Origin of the sequence: Psychrobacter sp. AOP7-A1-24 (genome assembly GCF_052376235.1) — a bacterium.
Lineage (GTDB): Bacteria > Pseudomonadota > Gammaproteobacteria > Pseudomonadales > Moraxellaceae > Psychrobacter.
Genome location: NZ_JBQSVM010000054.1, coordinates 1 through 12,354 on the forward strand (window position 1 = coordinate 1; position 12,354 = coordinate 12,354).

13 protein-coding genes and 1 pseudogene are annotated in these 12,354 nt (G+C 41.0%); 9 read left to right on the plus strand and 5 right to left on the minus strand.

Annotation, left to right across the window (positions count from 1 at the left end):
- Positions 1–324: pseudogene (locus ACT3QQ_RS12660) on the minus strand (OmpA family protein); the annotation flags it as partial.
- Between the two features lie 825 nt (positions 325–1,149).
- Here ACT3QQ_RS12660 and ACT3QQ_RS12665 point away from each other — a divergent pair.
- Entirely contained in the window at positions 1,150–2,046 is an 897-nt protein-coding gene (locus tag ACT3QQ_RS12665) for a 3-hydroxyacyl-CoA dehydrogenase (protein WP_444528263.1), read from the plus strand.
- Between the two features lie 147 nt (positions 2,047–2,193).
- On the opposite strand, the gene ACT3QQ_RS12670 is transcribed toward ACT3QQ_RS12665, so the two are convergent.
- On the minus strand, positions 2,194–2,439 hold the full coding sequence (locus tag ACT3QQ_RS12670; RefSeq protein WP_444528264.1) for a hypothetical protein: 246 nt from the start codon (positions 2,437–2,439) through the stop codon (positions 2,194–2,196).
- Positions 2,440–2,693: 254 nt separating this feature from the next.
- The gene (locus tag ACT3QQ_RS12675) at positions 2,694–2,945 is read right to left on the minus strand and encodes a hypothetical protein (RefSeq protein WP_444528265.1); all 252 of its coding nucleotides are present in this window, start codon (positions 2,943–2,945) and stop codon (positions 2,694–2,696) included.
- A gap of 364 nt (positions 2,946–3,309) precedes the next feature.
- Here ACT3QQ_RS12675 and pqqA point away from each other — a divergent pair, with 364 nt between their 5' ends.
- The 6 genes from pqqA to ACT3QQ_RS12705 all read left to right on the plus strand — a co-directional run bounded on the left by pqqA (position 3,310) and on the right by ACT3QQ_RS12705 (position 7,657).
- On the plus strand, positions 3,310–3,384 hold the full coding sequence (pqqA, locus tag ACT3QQ_RS12680) for a pyrroloquinoline quinone precursor peptide PqqA (RefSeq protein ID WP_082894360.1): 75 nt from the start codon (positions 3,310–3,312) through the stop codon (positions 3,382–3,384).
- Positions 3,385–3,454: 70 nt separating this feature from the next.
- Entirely contained in the window at positions 3,455–4,366 is a 912-nt protein-coding gene (gene pqqB, locus ACT3QQ_RS12685) for a pyrroloquinoline quinone biosynthesis protein PqqB (protein ID WP_444528266.1), read from the plus strand.
- Between the two features lie 30 nt (positions 4,367–4,396).
- Positions 4,397–5,161 carry a pyrroloquinoline-quinone synthase PqqC gene (gene pqqC / locus ACT3QQ_RS12690; RefSeq protein WP_444528267.1) on the plus strand — a complete coding sequence of 255 codons (765 nt, stop codon included), beginning with the start codon at positions 4,397–4,399 and terminating at the stop codon, positions 5,159–5,161.
- The gene (pqqD, locus tag ACT3QQ_RS12695) at positions 5,158–5,442 is read left to right on the plus strand and encodes a pyrroloquinoline quinone biosynthesis peptide chaperone PqqD (RefSeq protein WP_444521786.1); all 285 of its coding nucleotides are present in this window, start codon (positions 5,158–5,160) and stop codon (positions 5,440–5,442) included. The genes pqqC and pqqD overlap by 4 nt, the downstream gene beginning before the upstream one ends.
- Positions 5,439–6,611: a pyrroloquinoline quinone biosynthesis protein PqqE gene (gene pqqE / locus ACT3QQ_RS12700; RefSeq protein WP_444528268.1), complete on the plus strand. Its 1,173-nt coding sequence runs from the start codon at positions 5,439–5,441 to the stop codon at positions 6,609–6,611. Before pqqD ends, pqqE begins: the two co-directional genes overlap by 4 nt.
- On the plus strand, positions 6,608–7,657 hold the full coding sequence (locus tag ACT3QQ_RS12705; RefSeq protein ID WP_444528269.1) for a dipeptidase: 1,050 nt from the start codon (positions 6,608–6,610) through the stop codon (positions 7,655–7,657). The genes pqqE and ACT3QQ_RS12705 overlap by 4 nt, the downstream gene beginning before the upstream one ends.
- A gap of 132 nt (positions 7,658–7,789) precedes the next feature.
- On the opposite strand, the gene ACT3QQ_RS12710 is transcribed toward ACT3QQ_RS12705, so the two are convergent.
- Both ACT3QQ_RS12710 and ACT3QQ_RS12715 read right to left on the minus strand, forming a co-directional pair.
- The gene (locus ACT3QQ_RS12710) at positions 7,790–8,704 is read right to left on the minus strand and encodes a LysR family transcriptional regulator (protein ID WP_444528270.1); all 915 of its coding nucleotides are present in this window, start codon (positions 8,702–8,704) and stop codon (positions 7,790–7,792) included.
- 987 nt (positions 8,705–9,691) lie between these two features.
- The gene (locus ACT3QQ_RS12715) at positions 9,692–10,555 is read right to left on the minus strand and encodes a DMT family transporter (protein WP_444528271.1); all 864 of its coding nucleotides are present in this window, start codon (positions 10,553–10,555) and stop codon (positions 9,692–9,694) included.
- Between the two features lie 138 nt (positions 10,556–10,693).
- Between ACT3QQ_RS12715 and ACT3QQ_RS12720 the strand changes: the two genes are divergently transcribed.
- The gene (locus tag ACT3QQ_RS12720; RefSeq protein ID WP_444528272.1) at positions 10,694–11,584 is read left to right on the plus strand and encodes a LysR substrate-binding domain-containing protein; all 891 of its coding nucleotides are present in this window, start codon (positions 10,694–10,696) and stop codon (positions 11,582–11,584) included.
- A gap of 122 nt (positions 11,585–11,706) precedes the next feature.
- The coding region (locus ACT3QQ_RS12725) for a carbon-nitrogen hydrolase family protein (RefSeq protein WP_444528273.1) at positions 11,707–12,354 on the plus strand (648 nt) is incomplete at its 3' end.

The window sequence follows — 12,354 nt, forward strand, 5'->3', positions numbered from 1 at the left end:
AGTGCCAGCACAGGATTCAACGACGGTGTAATTATTTGCGTGCAAACTAGTTTGAAACCTGTTATTAATAGCAATATTGGTGCTGGTTTGCTCAGTATAGCTATCATATTTTCGCATAAACACTAAGCGAGCTTTATCAGCTGCCACTTCTGTTTCTAATATAGAATTAACATCAGTATTGACCTGGTTGTTCCATGCCACACCATCAATACGACGACTGTCACCATCATTATCAATACCAGAAGTCATAGCGCAAGAAGACACACCAAATAAAGCCATCGGCAAAATAATAACAACCATATTCTTTTTTAGTAATATCTTCATAGTCTTATCCTGATTTCTTGTTTTATTTTATTAAGCTAAACATAGTATGCTGTTATGCGATAGCACTGAACATAAGTAATCTGTTGCGGACGTTCTATACGGCAAAGACCATATCTTATCAAAAGTAATGATCAGTGTTTTACTTTTTGAGTATATCTGCTAGCAATCTTGGCATCACACTTTCTAAAAAACTACCTAATTCTTTATCCATATATTAAGCTTACTCATTTGATGTTGGGGCACTAGACAAAGGGAGCTATAAGTACGTTTTCTACTGTTTACTTTTCTGAGGTTTGTGGATTATTTATGATTTCCTGCGACTTATCCATAAGACTACTTTTCTAACTTTTAGTATGTTGTTGTTCAAATTTCTAAGAAATTTACCTGTCCTCTTAGTCTCTCAGTACTATTGATGTAGAAAAATATAATTTTAGTAAAATTTAGCCACCTATCTTATCTGATAGATAACTAGTAATACACAGCTCATCCTTATCTCGTTATTTACTTCACAACCTCGTCAAAAATATTTTGAAATCAACAGTCATTAAAAATGTCATTATTACATTAGACTAACCTTCAATTATCATAAAATAATTAGATGTGAAGCTAGTAGCATCATTATTAAGTTATTGAATTTATTATCAATGCAAGAAGTCAAGTGGTGTGAACTTATCTGATGTTTTTATAGCAGTATTTTTGGTTTCTCTTTGATGCTTTGATAAAAATGAAGGTTGAATAATATAGTAAAACTATCTAATAATAGGTCTATAAGTTCTAGACATTTATCTAGCAACTTATATCCACTACTATTAGGAAATAAATACAATGACGTATAAAAATGTAACTGTCGCTGGAAGCGGCATCCTAGGCTACCAGATTGCTTTTCAAGCCGCATTTCATGGTTGTAATGTCAGTGTCTATGACATCAATGATGAGGTTTTAGAAGAAGCAAAGTTAAAATTTCAATTGATGTGTAAGGCTTTTCGAAAGGATTTGAGAGCAACCCAAGAGCAGCTGGACAAGGCTTTTGAAAACCTAAGCTATACCTCAGACTTAGCAGACGCGGTCAAAGACGCTGACCTAATGATTGAAGCGATTCCCGAAATCCCTGAAATTAAAATCGAGTTTTATGAAAAACTTGCCAAACTAGCACCAGAGAAAACCATCTTCGCCACCAATACCTCTACCTTACTTCCTAGTCAGTTTGCAGAATCAACGGGACGACCTGCTCAGTTTTTAGCGCTACACTTTGCCAATAAAATTTGGATGCATAATGTCGCTGAAATTATGGGACATCCTGGAACAGATCCTAAAGTATTTGATGAGGTGGTTGCTTTTGCTACTGCCATTGGCATGGTGGCAATGCCGCTGGATAAGGAGCAACCCGGCTACATCATGAATAGCCTATTAGCACCATTCATAGATGCAGCTCTGCAATTAGTTGCCAAAGAAGTTGCCGATCCACATACGATAGATAAAACGTGGATGATAGTAACTGGCGCACCGTCAGGTCCATTCGGCATATTAGACACTATCGGTATCAACACTGCCTACAACATCACAAAACTATCCGCTGAAAAAACTAAAAATCCTGCAAGGTTTAAAGCTGCTCAGTATTTAAAAGAGCAATTAATTGATCAAAATAAACTAGGGTTCGCGACTGGTGAAGGATTCTATACTTATCCAAACCCTGCTTTCATGCGTCCTGATTTTTTGAAATGATAGAAAACTGGCTCTAAAACACGAAAGGCCATTCAAGCGTTATATTGCATCGCTTGAATGGCCTTGTTAGTCACGCATTTTATTTAACTAAACGTTTCGATATTAGGGTTTGCTTTCAGCAATAACTATCCAAGTTGTTTTTGTTAACTAGAACAAGAAGTTATATCGCGTCAATGCAACTATCTGAATTGGCACTGCATATTTCCAAGGCATACCGCCCGTACAATAGAACTGGCCATCTTCAAAAGCCACAATGCGAGCTGTGAAATCATTACCTATCTGGTCTTCTAGAGCGTTCTCATCACTCTCGTCACTTACAGCACACCATATGTTTTGATGACCATCCTCAAGCATTAAGCGAGTCAATTCGCTTCCAACAATTACTACGTCCATGTTGTTACTCCTGATCAATGACAATCATTAGTAAGCTAAGCAAGTAGTTTTGTAACAGCAATTACTTGAGCATCTTCGAACCTGTTGCGTCTATAGTTATAAGACACTGATGGCTAAACAGATGAGCTTATAGTTAGATGATACATATATTTTGTCATCTAGAACAAGAGGTTATAGACAAGCGGTAGATTTATTTGCATAGGCTGCAAAAATAATCTATACGCAGAACGTAACAGTCACTTTATTAACATTAGTTATAGCCCTACATCATCATGAGTAAGGGCTACTCTTTTAACTGAGACAGCATACTGCCATAGGTCACCTTTATCACAAACAAACTGGACATTATCAAAGGCGACAATAGGGACTAATAACTCATAGTAACCATTGTCTATAGTTGCGATAGCATAGTCATCACTAATATTACTAACAGCACACCATACGTAGTTACTGACACTTTCCAAGATTGCTTTGGTTAACTCACTGCCTTGCAATTCAGCAATCACCTTCAGGCTCCAATATCTACCAAGTTTATCTATTACTATATAGATAAATTCGGTTTATAAAATATATTTGTATAACTCATAAATTCTTGAAATAGCCCTAACTTACTTCGAGCAGATTTTTTATCTCTATAATTTATACTTAATCTATTCAGAAGTATGTTTAATTTCATGCCCAACATACTGTCTCTTCGGTATGACAAACTGACTTTGATTCTTACTATAGAAGACCATTTGATCGATGCGCGTTAACGCTTTACTAACATCTAAGAAATTGACAGCATGGGTCGGCTTATACTACCCTTTATTACTCATTCACTTTAATAATCTTACTTCTTAAGTAGTAAGATCGTTCCGGAGTAATCCCATGCAGTGGACCAAACCAGCTTTTCAAGACATTCGTATTGGTTTCGAAGTTACTATGTATTTCGAAGCTCGCTAAAATTTACGAGCACTCAATCCATTAAAAGCCCTAGATGATTAGGGCTTTTATTTTTTGGAAGCATTGATTTATGTATATTCACGTTTTAGGCTCAGCTGCTGGTGGTGGTTTCCCGCAGTGGAATTGTAATTGCGATAACTGCCACGGTGTGCGTCAAGGCACGATTCAGGCAAAAACCCGAACCCAGTCTTCGATAGCCATATCAGAAAATGGTGTGGATTGGATTTTGTTCAATGCGTCACCTGATATCCGTCAACAATTATTTGAATTCAAGGCAGCACAGCCGGCACGTCAACTGAGAGATACTGGCATCACTAATGTGGTCTTGATGGACAGTCAGCTTGATCATACGACGGGGCTATTGACCCTGCGTGAAGGTTGTCCGATTCGAATATGGTGTACTGGCATGGTGCATCAAGACCTTAGCACAGGCTTTCCGCTGTTCAATATGCTAAAGCACTGGAACGGCGGCCTACAGTACAATCAAATCGATCCAAAGGAGGCCTTTAAAATTGAAGGTTTTGACAATTTAGAATTGACACCTTTAGTGATTAGAAGCTCTGCACCGCCTTACTCTCCGCATCGTAATGACCCGCATGATGGCGACAATATTGCTCTGGTTGTAAAAGACTTAAAAACCCAGAAGCAGCTCTTCTATGCGCCAGGTCTCGGTAAAATCGATGATCAAGTGATGCAGATAATGAGAAACTCTGATTGCGTGATGATTGACGGGACGCTATGGACAGACAATGAAATGCAAGAGTGCGGCGTCGGTACAAAAACCGGTCAAGACATGGGGCATCTACATATTAGTGGTGAAGATGGCTCATTGCATTACCTAGATCAACTCGATAACGCTCGTAAGGTGCTGATCCATATCAATAATACCAACCCAATATTGAATGAGCAGTCTGAACAAGCTGCGACATTAAAACAACATGGTGTTGAAGTAGCATTTGATGGTATGCAGATTGAGCTTTAAGACAAAGGTAGCAATCGTAAGGTAAAAACAATGCAAGAAGAAAAAGAAAAAACAGCGTTAAGCCCAGAAGCGTTTGAACAAGCGATCATGGATAAGGGTCAGTATTATCATATTTACCACCCTTTTCATATCATGATGCATGAAGGCAAAGCGACGCAGCAGCAGATTCAAGCATGGGTTGCCAACCGTTTTTATTATCAGATCAACATCCCATTGAAAGACGCGGCCATTATGGCAAACTGCCCTGATCAGCGCGTGCGTCAAGAGTGGATTCAACGCATGATTGACCAAGATGGCGTGTATCCTGACGGCGGCGGGCGTGAAGCATGGTTAGGTCTGGCAGAGGCAGTTGGTTTGACTCGTGAGCAGGTGATTTCTGAAGAACTTGTGTTACCAGGTGTGCGTTTTGCCGTGGATGCCTATGTAAACTTTGCACGGCGTACCTCATGGCGAGAAGCCGCCAGTAGCTCATTGACCGAGCTGTTTGCTCCGCAAATTCACCAGTCACGTCTAGAGTCTTGGCCCAAGCACTACCCTTGGATAAAAGAGCAAGGCTATACCTATTTTCGCTCTCGCTTAAGCCAAGCTCGACGCGATGTTGAGCATGGTCTGACCATCACGCTCGACTCGTTCAAAACAGCCGAGCAACAAGAGCGTATGTTAGAAATTCTACAATTTAAACTCGATATCTTATGGACTATTTTGGATGCATTGAGCTTGGCCTACGTGCATAATCAAGCCCCTTATCAAAGCGTGACCACCGACAATGTCTGGCATAAAGGATTGTTTAAATGAGTATACCTGATCTAGACAAATCTATCGTACCGGTATGGCGTCACGGTTATCGTTTTCAGTTTGAACCTGCGCAAAATGCGTATGTCTTACTCTACCCTGAGGGCATGATTAAGCTCAATGACAGTGCCAGTATCATTGGGCAACATATTGACGGTCAAGCGTCCATTGCTGATATTATCCAAAAGGTACAAGCGATGTTTGGCGATATTCCTGAAATCGAGCAAGACATCATTGAATACATGCTGGTCGCCCAGCGTGAACATTGGATTGATTTAGTATGACTGCACCAGTCGGACTACCGCTATGGCTACTTGCTGAGCTGACCTATCGCTGCCCATTGCAATGCCCTTATTGCTCCAACCCCATTGATTATGCTCAATATAAAGAGGAGCTAACGACAGAGGAATGGTTTGATGTGTTCGATCAGGCGCGGCAAATGGGCGCTGTGCAGCTTGGTTTTTCTGGCGGCGAACCACTGGTTCGTCAGGACTTAGAAGAACTGGTCGCTTATGCGCACAATCAAGGTTTTTATACTAACTTGATTACATCAGGTATGGGGCTGACAGAGGCTAGAATCGCAAGTTTAAAAGAAGCAGGTCTTCAGCATATTCAGATCAGCTTTCAAGCCAGTGATCCAACGGTAAACAATGCCTTGGCAGGTTCAAAACATGCCTTTGAGCAAAAGTATGAGATGTCACGTCTGGTCAAACAGTACGACTATCCGATGGTACTCAATTTCGTGATTCATCGGCAAAACATCGATCAGATTGATCAGATCATTGATCTCTGCTTAGAGCTTGAAGCCGACACGGTTGAGCTGGCTATTTGTCAGTTTTATGGTTGGGCGTTTGAAAACATAGAAGGCTTACTACCAACTAAAGCACAAGTGGTTCGTGCCGAACGCATTACCAATGAATACCGCAAGCAGATTGAAGAACGTGGTATCAAATGCAAACTGATTTTTGTAGTGCCTGATTATTACGAAGAACGCCCAAAACCTTGTATGGATGGCTGGGGCAAAATTTTCTTAACAGTAGCACCAGACGGTACCGCCCTACCTTGCCATGCTGCCAGACAAATGCCAATACAGTTTCCTAATGTACGAAATGCACCACTGTCAGATATTTGGTATGAGTCTACGAGCTTCAATCAGTTTCGCGGTGATGATTGGATGCCCGACATCTGCCAAAGCTGCCCAGACAAAGAGCGCGATTATGGCGGCTGCCGTTGCCAAGCGTTTATGCTGACTGGGGATGCCAAAAATGCTGATCCTGTCTGTGGCAAGTCGCCTTATCACTACCTAATTGAGGAGGCACGTATCAACAGCGAAACGCCAGTACCTTTTGAAGAATTACGCTTTCGCAATCCAAAGAATTCTAAATCACTGAGTAACAAACAGCTGAATAAAGAAAAACTGATTCCTACTCGTATGGTAACAGGTGAAATATGAATACCCAGCCTGTGATATTTGACGGACATAATGATCTATTGACTCGCCTTTGGCTAAGTTCAGCTGCCGATCCGGTATATGATTTTATTTATGGTACGTTACCAGGACATTTGGATTTACAACGTTGCAAAGAAGCGAACTGGATGGGTGGATTATTTTCTATCTTTTTACCACCCTTCTCTTATGTGAAAAACAACCATCCTGACAAACTAGCCAATCCATCAAATTCAGATTTTACTTCGCAGGAAATCGTTGATATTTGCTGTGCCCAATTGAAACTGGCTCAGCAACTACAGGCAAGGTCTGATGGTCAAATTCAGATTTGCACCTCACTAGAACAAATCAAAGCTTGTCAGCAGAATAAGCAACTGGCGATCGTGTTACACCTTGAAGGTGCTGAATTTTTAGCGATCCAGCCTGACTTGCTGGATGTGTTTTATAATGTAGGACTCAGAAGCATCGGCCCACTATGGAATAGAAAGAGCCTCTTCGGTGATGGTTTGAATGCATCCTTCCCTCATTCTCCGGATACAGGCTCTGGTCTAACCCGCGAAGGCAAAGACCTTATCTTGGTATGTCGTGAAAAGCATATGCTGATCGATGTGTCACATATGAATGAGCGTGCTTTTTGGGATACGCTAGAGATTGCCGAACAGCCGATTGTTGCGACACATTCAAACGCACATACTCTCTGTCAGCAAGCACGGAACTTGACTGATCAGCAGCTGGCTGCTATTAAACAAAGCGATGGTATGGTTGGGGTGAATTTTGATGTGGCGTTTCTCCGTGCAGATGGGCAACGCAATACGCAAATCTCGCTTGATGTGATTGTTGACCATCTTGACTACCTGGTCGATCATCTAGGTGAAGATCACGTTGGTTTTGGTTCTGATTTTGATGGTTGCTTACTACCTAATGAGCTATCTGATATCAGTCAACTCTCTATGCTAATTGAGCGGATGCAACAACGTCATTTCTCAAATCAACTGATTGAAAAGGTGACGTCAAAAAATTGGTTTACGGTGCTTGATAAAATATGGCAATAGTTAAAAGAATCATCAAGCAATCACGGTCTAGGAATTGGTGTTCTTCTTGTCTAATTAAACACTTCTCATGCAAAACACTTGAATGTGAACTACCTTAAAACTAACCAAACAGAATAAAAATCAGTTTTCGTTTTACCTTAACGCTTGCTCTACCCGTTTAATCAAGTACTCTTTGACCGCATTAAACAGCGGATCGATTAATCGCCGTTCTGGGCAAATCAAATACAGCGGATAGTTGGCCACTTGCCAGCCGTCCAACTCTACTTCGACAAGTCTTCCTGCCTTTAAATCACCGGCTATATCTAACTGAGACTTTAGTGCGATGCCTTTACCCGCTACTGCCCAGCGGCGTACAACATCACCGTCTTTACTTCTGCGATTGCCATCCACTGCCACACGTTTAGTCTTTCCCGCTTTCTCAAAAGTCCACTCGCTCAAATATTTCTCATCATGTCCTAAACACAAGCAGTTATGCTGCGATAAATCTTCTGGCATTTTTGGGATACCAATACCTTTATCAATTTTGCTCAAATAATCCTTTGACGCACACAGTATAGGGCGATTATTCAAAACTATAGGTAGTGCGACCAGTGAAGAATCTTTGGGCGCACCATAACGTAGTGCCAAATCAATCTGCTGACCGTATAAATCCACATAGCTGTCTGACATATGTAGCTGCACCGTCACTTTTGGGTGAATGTCTATAAAATCGTCCAACCAAGGCAAAATTAAGTTTCGACCCAAATCTGATGACGCCGACAGTCGAATTGTACCTGTGAGCTCAGCATCATTGTCATGCAGTCCTGCATAAGCGTTGTCCAAAATAGCCACCGCATCTCGGCAATGCTTTAAATATTGCTCGCCTTTGCTAGTTAGACGCAGCCTACGAGTGGAGCGAACAAACAATACTGTCTCAATTTCGGCTTCTAATCGCTTGACCGCTGCACTCACCACTGCAGGCGACAGATCTAAGTGCCGAGCACAGGCAGATAGGCTACCCAAGCGAGCAGTCTCAATAAAAATACGTAAATCCTGCAAATTTTTCATCGTGATGCCTTCGTTTAGTTAACGTCTAACTTAGCAACCACCATCGATTGCTGTGACTAGCCTCATCATTATATAAATATCATTGAAACTATTTCTCTAAACCTGCTGATTATCAAAATTATTAATTCTAGTAGCATGCGCCTATAAGGTTTATTCACACATTTGGAGATACACGATGGATACTATAATACGGCCTACGAGCACATAAGAGACTCAACACCATAGCCAACATAATAGAGACAGTTAACAAAACGCACTACAGCAAGCACGCAACTTACCTCTATCTTCAAAATCAGACAAGCTTAAACGTGCGCTATCGGTAGAGAATTTTTGGCATTAAAACAGCCAATTACTAGAGCAGGCATGGGCAGAGTGGGAAACCACTGAGCATGACTTGTCTGTACTCGATGATTCATTGTTTGATTCAATTCTACGTGATGCAGTGACGCAAGCGTGGCGCACTCCTTCTACAGAAACGGCTGTTAAAAATTTATGGTAAGAGATACTACCTGACGTATACCAAGGGCAGCTCTTTGACCCAGCACAACTATCAATGCTGCGCCGTTATCTGCAAGCAATCGCAGACGTTAACATTCCCATACATCCTTCTTATGGTATCGCATTGAACACTAGTGGGGTCATGTTAGATGCGCGCTCGCTAAATTTCGCGTCTTTTTAAAATGAGCTTATGTGTTTAATGGATTTATCAATTGATAAAGCACCTTCACTATACATCCTAATATAGTTGATAAATAACCTTAGATTTGATCATAGTGGGAAAATTGTTGAGCATTGGGATTCTATCCAGCAAATCCCCAGAGATTCTGCTAATCATCAAACCATGTATTAGTTCATACCTACCTATGCAAGTAAAACGCTACATTTAGCTCAACAAGCATGACAGCTATTGAACGATAATAAACTTTTATCTTAATGAGATTATAAAGACAATCATCAATGACGACTAAAAAATATAACCCAAAAGCTCTATAAGGCTGTTCTTTTATATTTAATAGACTCAAGCGTGGCCAGCCAAATCAAAGGTAAAACAATCAGAGCCGAACCTATCAAAAGACTGATATCTGGTATCTCATCAAACCATACGATGCCGATAACCACTGCTCCTAACAAACCAGTATATTCTGCACTAGATATTTTATGGGCTTCAACCGCTCGGTAGACCAGTACGCAGATACCCGCATAGATCAAAATAAACAGATTTGAGCCTGCTGCTATCCATAGCGCGTACCAGCTCAAAGGGGCGTTTTCCCAGATAGCCAAACTAAGCCCCAATGGTATTCCTACTAAATTGGTCAAGAACAGGGTCTGAGCAACTGTGTGATTCGAAGGCAATTTACGAACCAGCAAATTGTTTGTCGCCATGGTTAAGGCCACGATCAACGCAAAGATAGCGCCCATATTGATCTGTGTCGGTTTTACTACGACAAGAATACCTATGAAGCCAAGTATTGCCACAATGATACTTGGTGCTGTGAGTCTATCTTTATAGAACAGAAACCCCAGCGGCAACATCAGTAAAGGCGCAGTATAAAAAATAGCATTGACCGTCGCTAGTGGTAGTGCTTGGATAGACAGTACCATGAATACCGCGCCAAACAACCAAATGTGACCACGTACAAAGTGCCATTTCACATTACTAAGTAGCTTGGCTTTTTGATTGACTAAACAAAACGGTAATAACATAAGAACTGCGGTGAGCTGACGCAATAGCACAAACTGATAGACGGCTGAGCTATCTGGCAATTCTTTTATCAGGGCATCTGAAAGGATTGCAATCATGTTTCCTACAACCAATAGAATCATTGCAAACCCAACACTCATCTTTGGCATTGTCATCCTTACATCTATCTCAAAATACATAAAACTCTAAATTAAGCCATTTAGCCTAATGGTCAGATGAAATAGTATATTCGCGTATGCTCATGACGTATAATGATAAAAAAACGTTTAGTATTAGTTGAACTCATAATGAAACTCCCTCCATTACGTGCCATACAATGCTTTGAATCTGTCGCAAGGCTCAATAGTTTTTCCAAGGCGGCAGAAAGCCTCAATGTGACGCAAAGTGCCGTGAGTCATCAGGTTCGAACGCTTGAAGAATATCTTGGTGAAGCACTGTTTTATAGACAAGGTAGAAACCTTTCATTAACAGATATAGGTGCTCGCTATTTCATAGAGGTGAATCAGTCACTAACGGCTCTATCCAATACTAGTCAGGCCATTCGCCATGATAAGCCTGGGCATATTCGCCTAGCGCTGTATAGTTCAGTGGCTGTCAATTGGCTAATCCCTCGGTTAGAAGACTTCCGTGACCAGCATCCAGAGATTGAACTGACCTTAAATATGGTGACAGACCAAGACGATTATAATGAGCAATGTTCGGATTGCTTTATCACCGTCAATCCACCAAAACACAACGTCGTCAGCAAGTTTTTGTTCGCTGAGAAGCTATTTCCTGTCTGTGGTCAAAAGCTCTGGGCAGAAATAAAGGATCAGCCATTGCCTGAGGCGTTATGGCAACACCCCTTACTGTCCGTAAAATACTCTGACAAAAGTGAAGGTACGGCTAATGATTGGCTAAAATGGTGTAAAGCAGGCGGGTTTGAACTACCAAGCGAGGTAAAGGTTAATCGATTTAGCCATGTACTACTTGCCGCACAGGCTGCACGTTATAACTTAGGTATTACGCTTACCAACAACTATATGATGCTAGAACAAACACATCAGCAAAATCTTGTCAAAATCCCAATGCATGAATTACTCACCGGCGACAGTTTCTATTTTTTTTATAATGACTTAAAGTCAAATCAACCAGACATCATTAAATTGAGTCGTTGGTTAGAGTCACAATGTCTTTAAACGTGTTTTAAATAGCATTTTAAATAAATGTTTCTAAAGACCATCATTAACGAGTATTACCTATAATTGCGACCAATAAGCACTATGAAAGTATCAACCCCCTACGATAAAGAGCAAGACCTGTGCAAATAGTCCTCAATCAAATGGATATTACCGATTATCAAGTAACGGTAAATGCTGCTGCGATATTAAAGTCAATCCATGATCATCAAGTTTGCGATGGCTTTATGATTTTTCCAGAACTTGCTTTGACTGGCTTTCCGACGCTAGACAATATTGAAGCGTTATACCATCAATCAACAGAGCACTTTCACAGCATAGTGGAAGCAAGCAAAAATACAGATTCAACCATCATTATTGGACATATTGACAAGCAGGATCAACTTTTCTATAACGCATGTTCTTTTATAAAAAACGGAGACATCATTCATAAGCACCGAAAGTCAAAGCTTTGGCTTGATGATGTTGGGGTATTTACAAGCGGAGAAGACTTGTCAGTGGTTAGCATTAATGATGTGGTTTGCGGTGCTCAGATTTGTTTTGAGCTAGAGTTTCCAGAAGGCTCAAGAGCACTGGCAAAAAAAGGCGCACAGATCATATTTATGCCAAACGGCAATATGTCTCCCTATGCAAATACCCACTATATCTTGACTCAAGCTAGGGCTATAGAGAACCAATGTTTTGTGATTACCTGCAATGGTGTCGGCGTCGGTCATGGCGGTCAGTTTGTAGGAGAAAGTCTAATCGTTTCTCCTACGGGACGAATTATA

Coding starts and splice junctions, on each gene's coding strand:
- ACT3QQ_RS12665 (WP_444528263.1), top strand. CDS start 1,150: ATGACGTATAAAAATGTAACTGTCGCTGGAAGCGGCATCCTAGGCTAC.
- ACT3QQ_RS12670 (WP_444528264.1), bottom strand. CDS start 2,439: ATGGACGTAGTAATTGTTGGAAGCGAATTGACTCGCTTAATGCTTGAG.
- pqqB (WP_444528266.1), top strand. CDS start 3,455: ATGTATATTCACGTTTTAGGCTCAGCTGCTGGTGGTGGTTTCCCGCAG.
- pqqC (WP_444528267.1), top strand. CDS start 4,397: ATGCAAGAAGAAAAAGAAAAAACAGCGTTAAGCCCAGAAGCGTTTGAA.
- pqqD (WP_444521786.1), top strand. CDS start 5,158: ATGAGTATACCTGATCTAGACAAATCTATCGTACCGGTATGGCGTCAC.
- pqqE (WP_444528268.1), top strand. CDS start 5,439: ATGACTGCACCAGTCGGACTACCGCTATGGCTACTTGCTGAGCTGACC.
- ACT3QQ_RS12705 (WP_444528269.1), top strand. CDS start 6,608: ATGAATACCCAGCCTGTGATATTTGACGGACATAATGATCTATTGACT.
- ACT3QQ_RS12710 (WP_444528270.1), bottom strand. CDS start 8,704: ATGAAAAATTTGCAGGATTTACGTATTTTTATTGAGACTGCTCGCTTG.
- ACT3QQ_RS12715 (WP_444528271.1), bottom strand. CDS start 10,555: ATGCCAAAGATGAGTGTTGGGTTTGCAATGATTCTATTGGTTGTAGGA.
- ACT3QQ_RS12720 (WP_444528272.1), top strand. CDS start 10,694: ATGAAACTCCCTCCATTACGTGCCATACAATGCTTTGAATCTGTCGCA.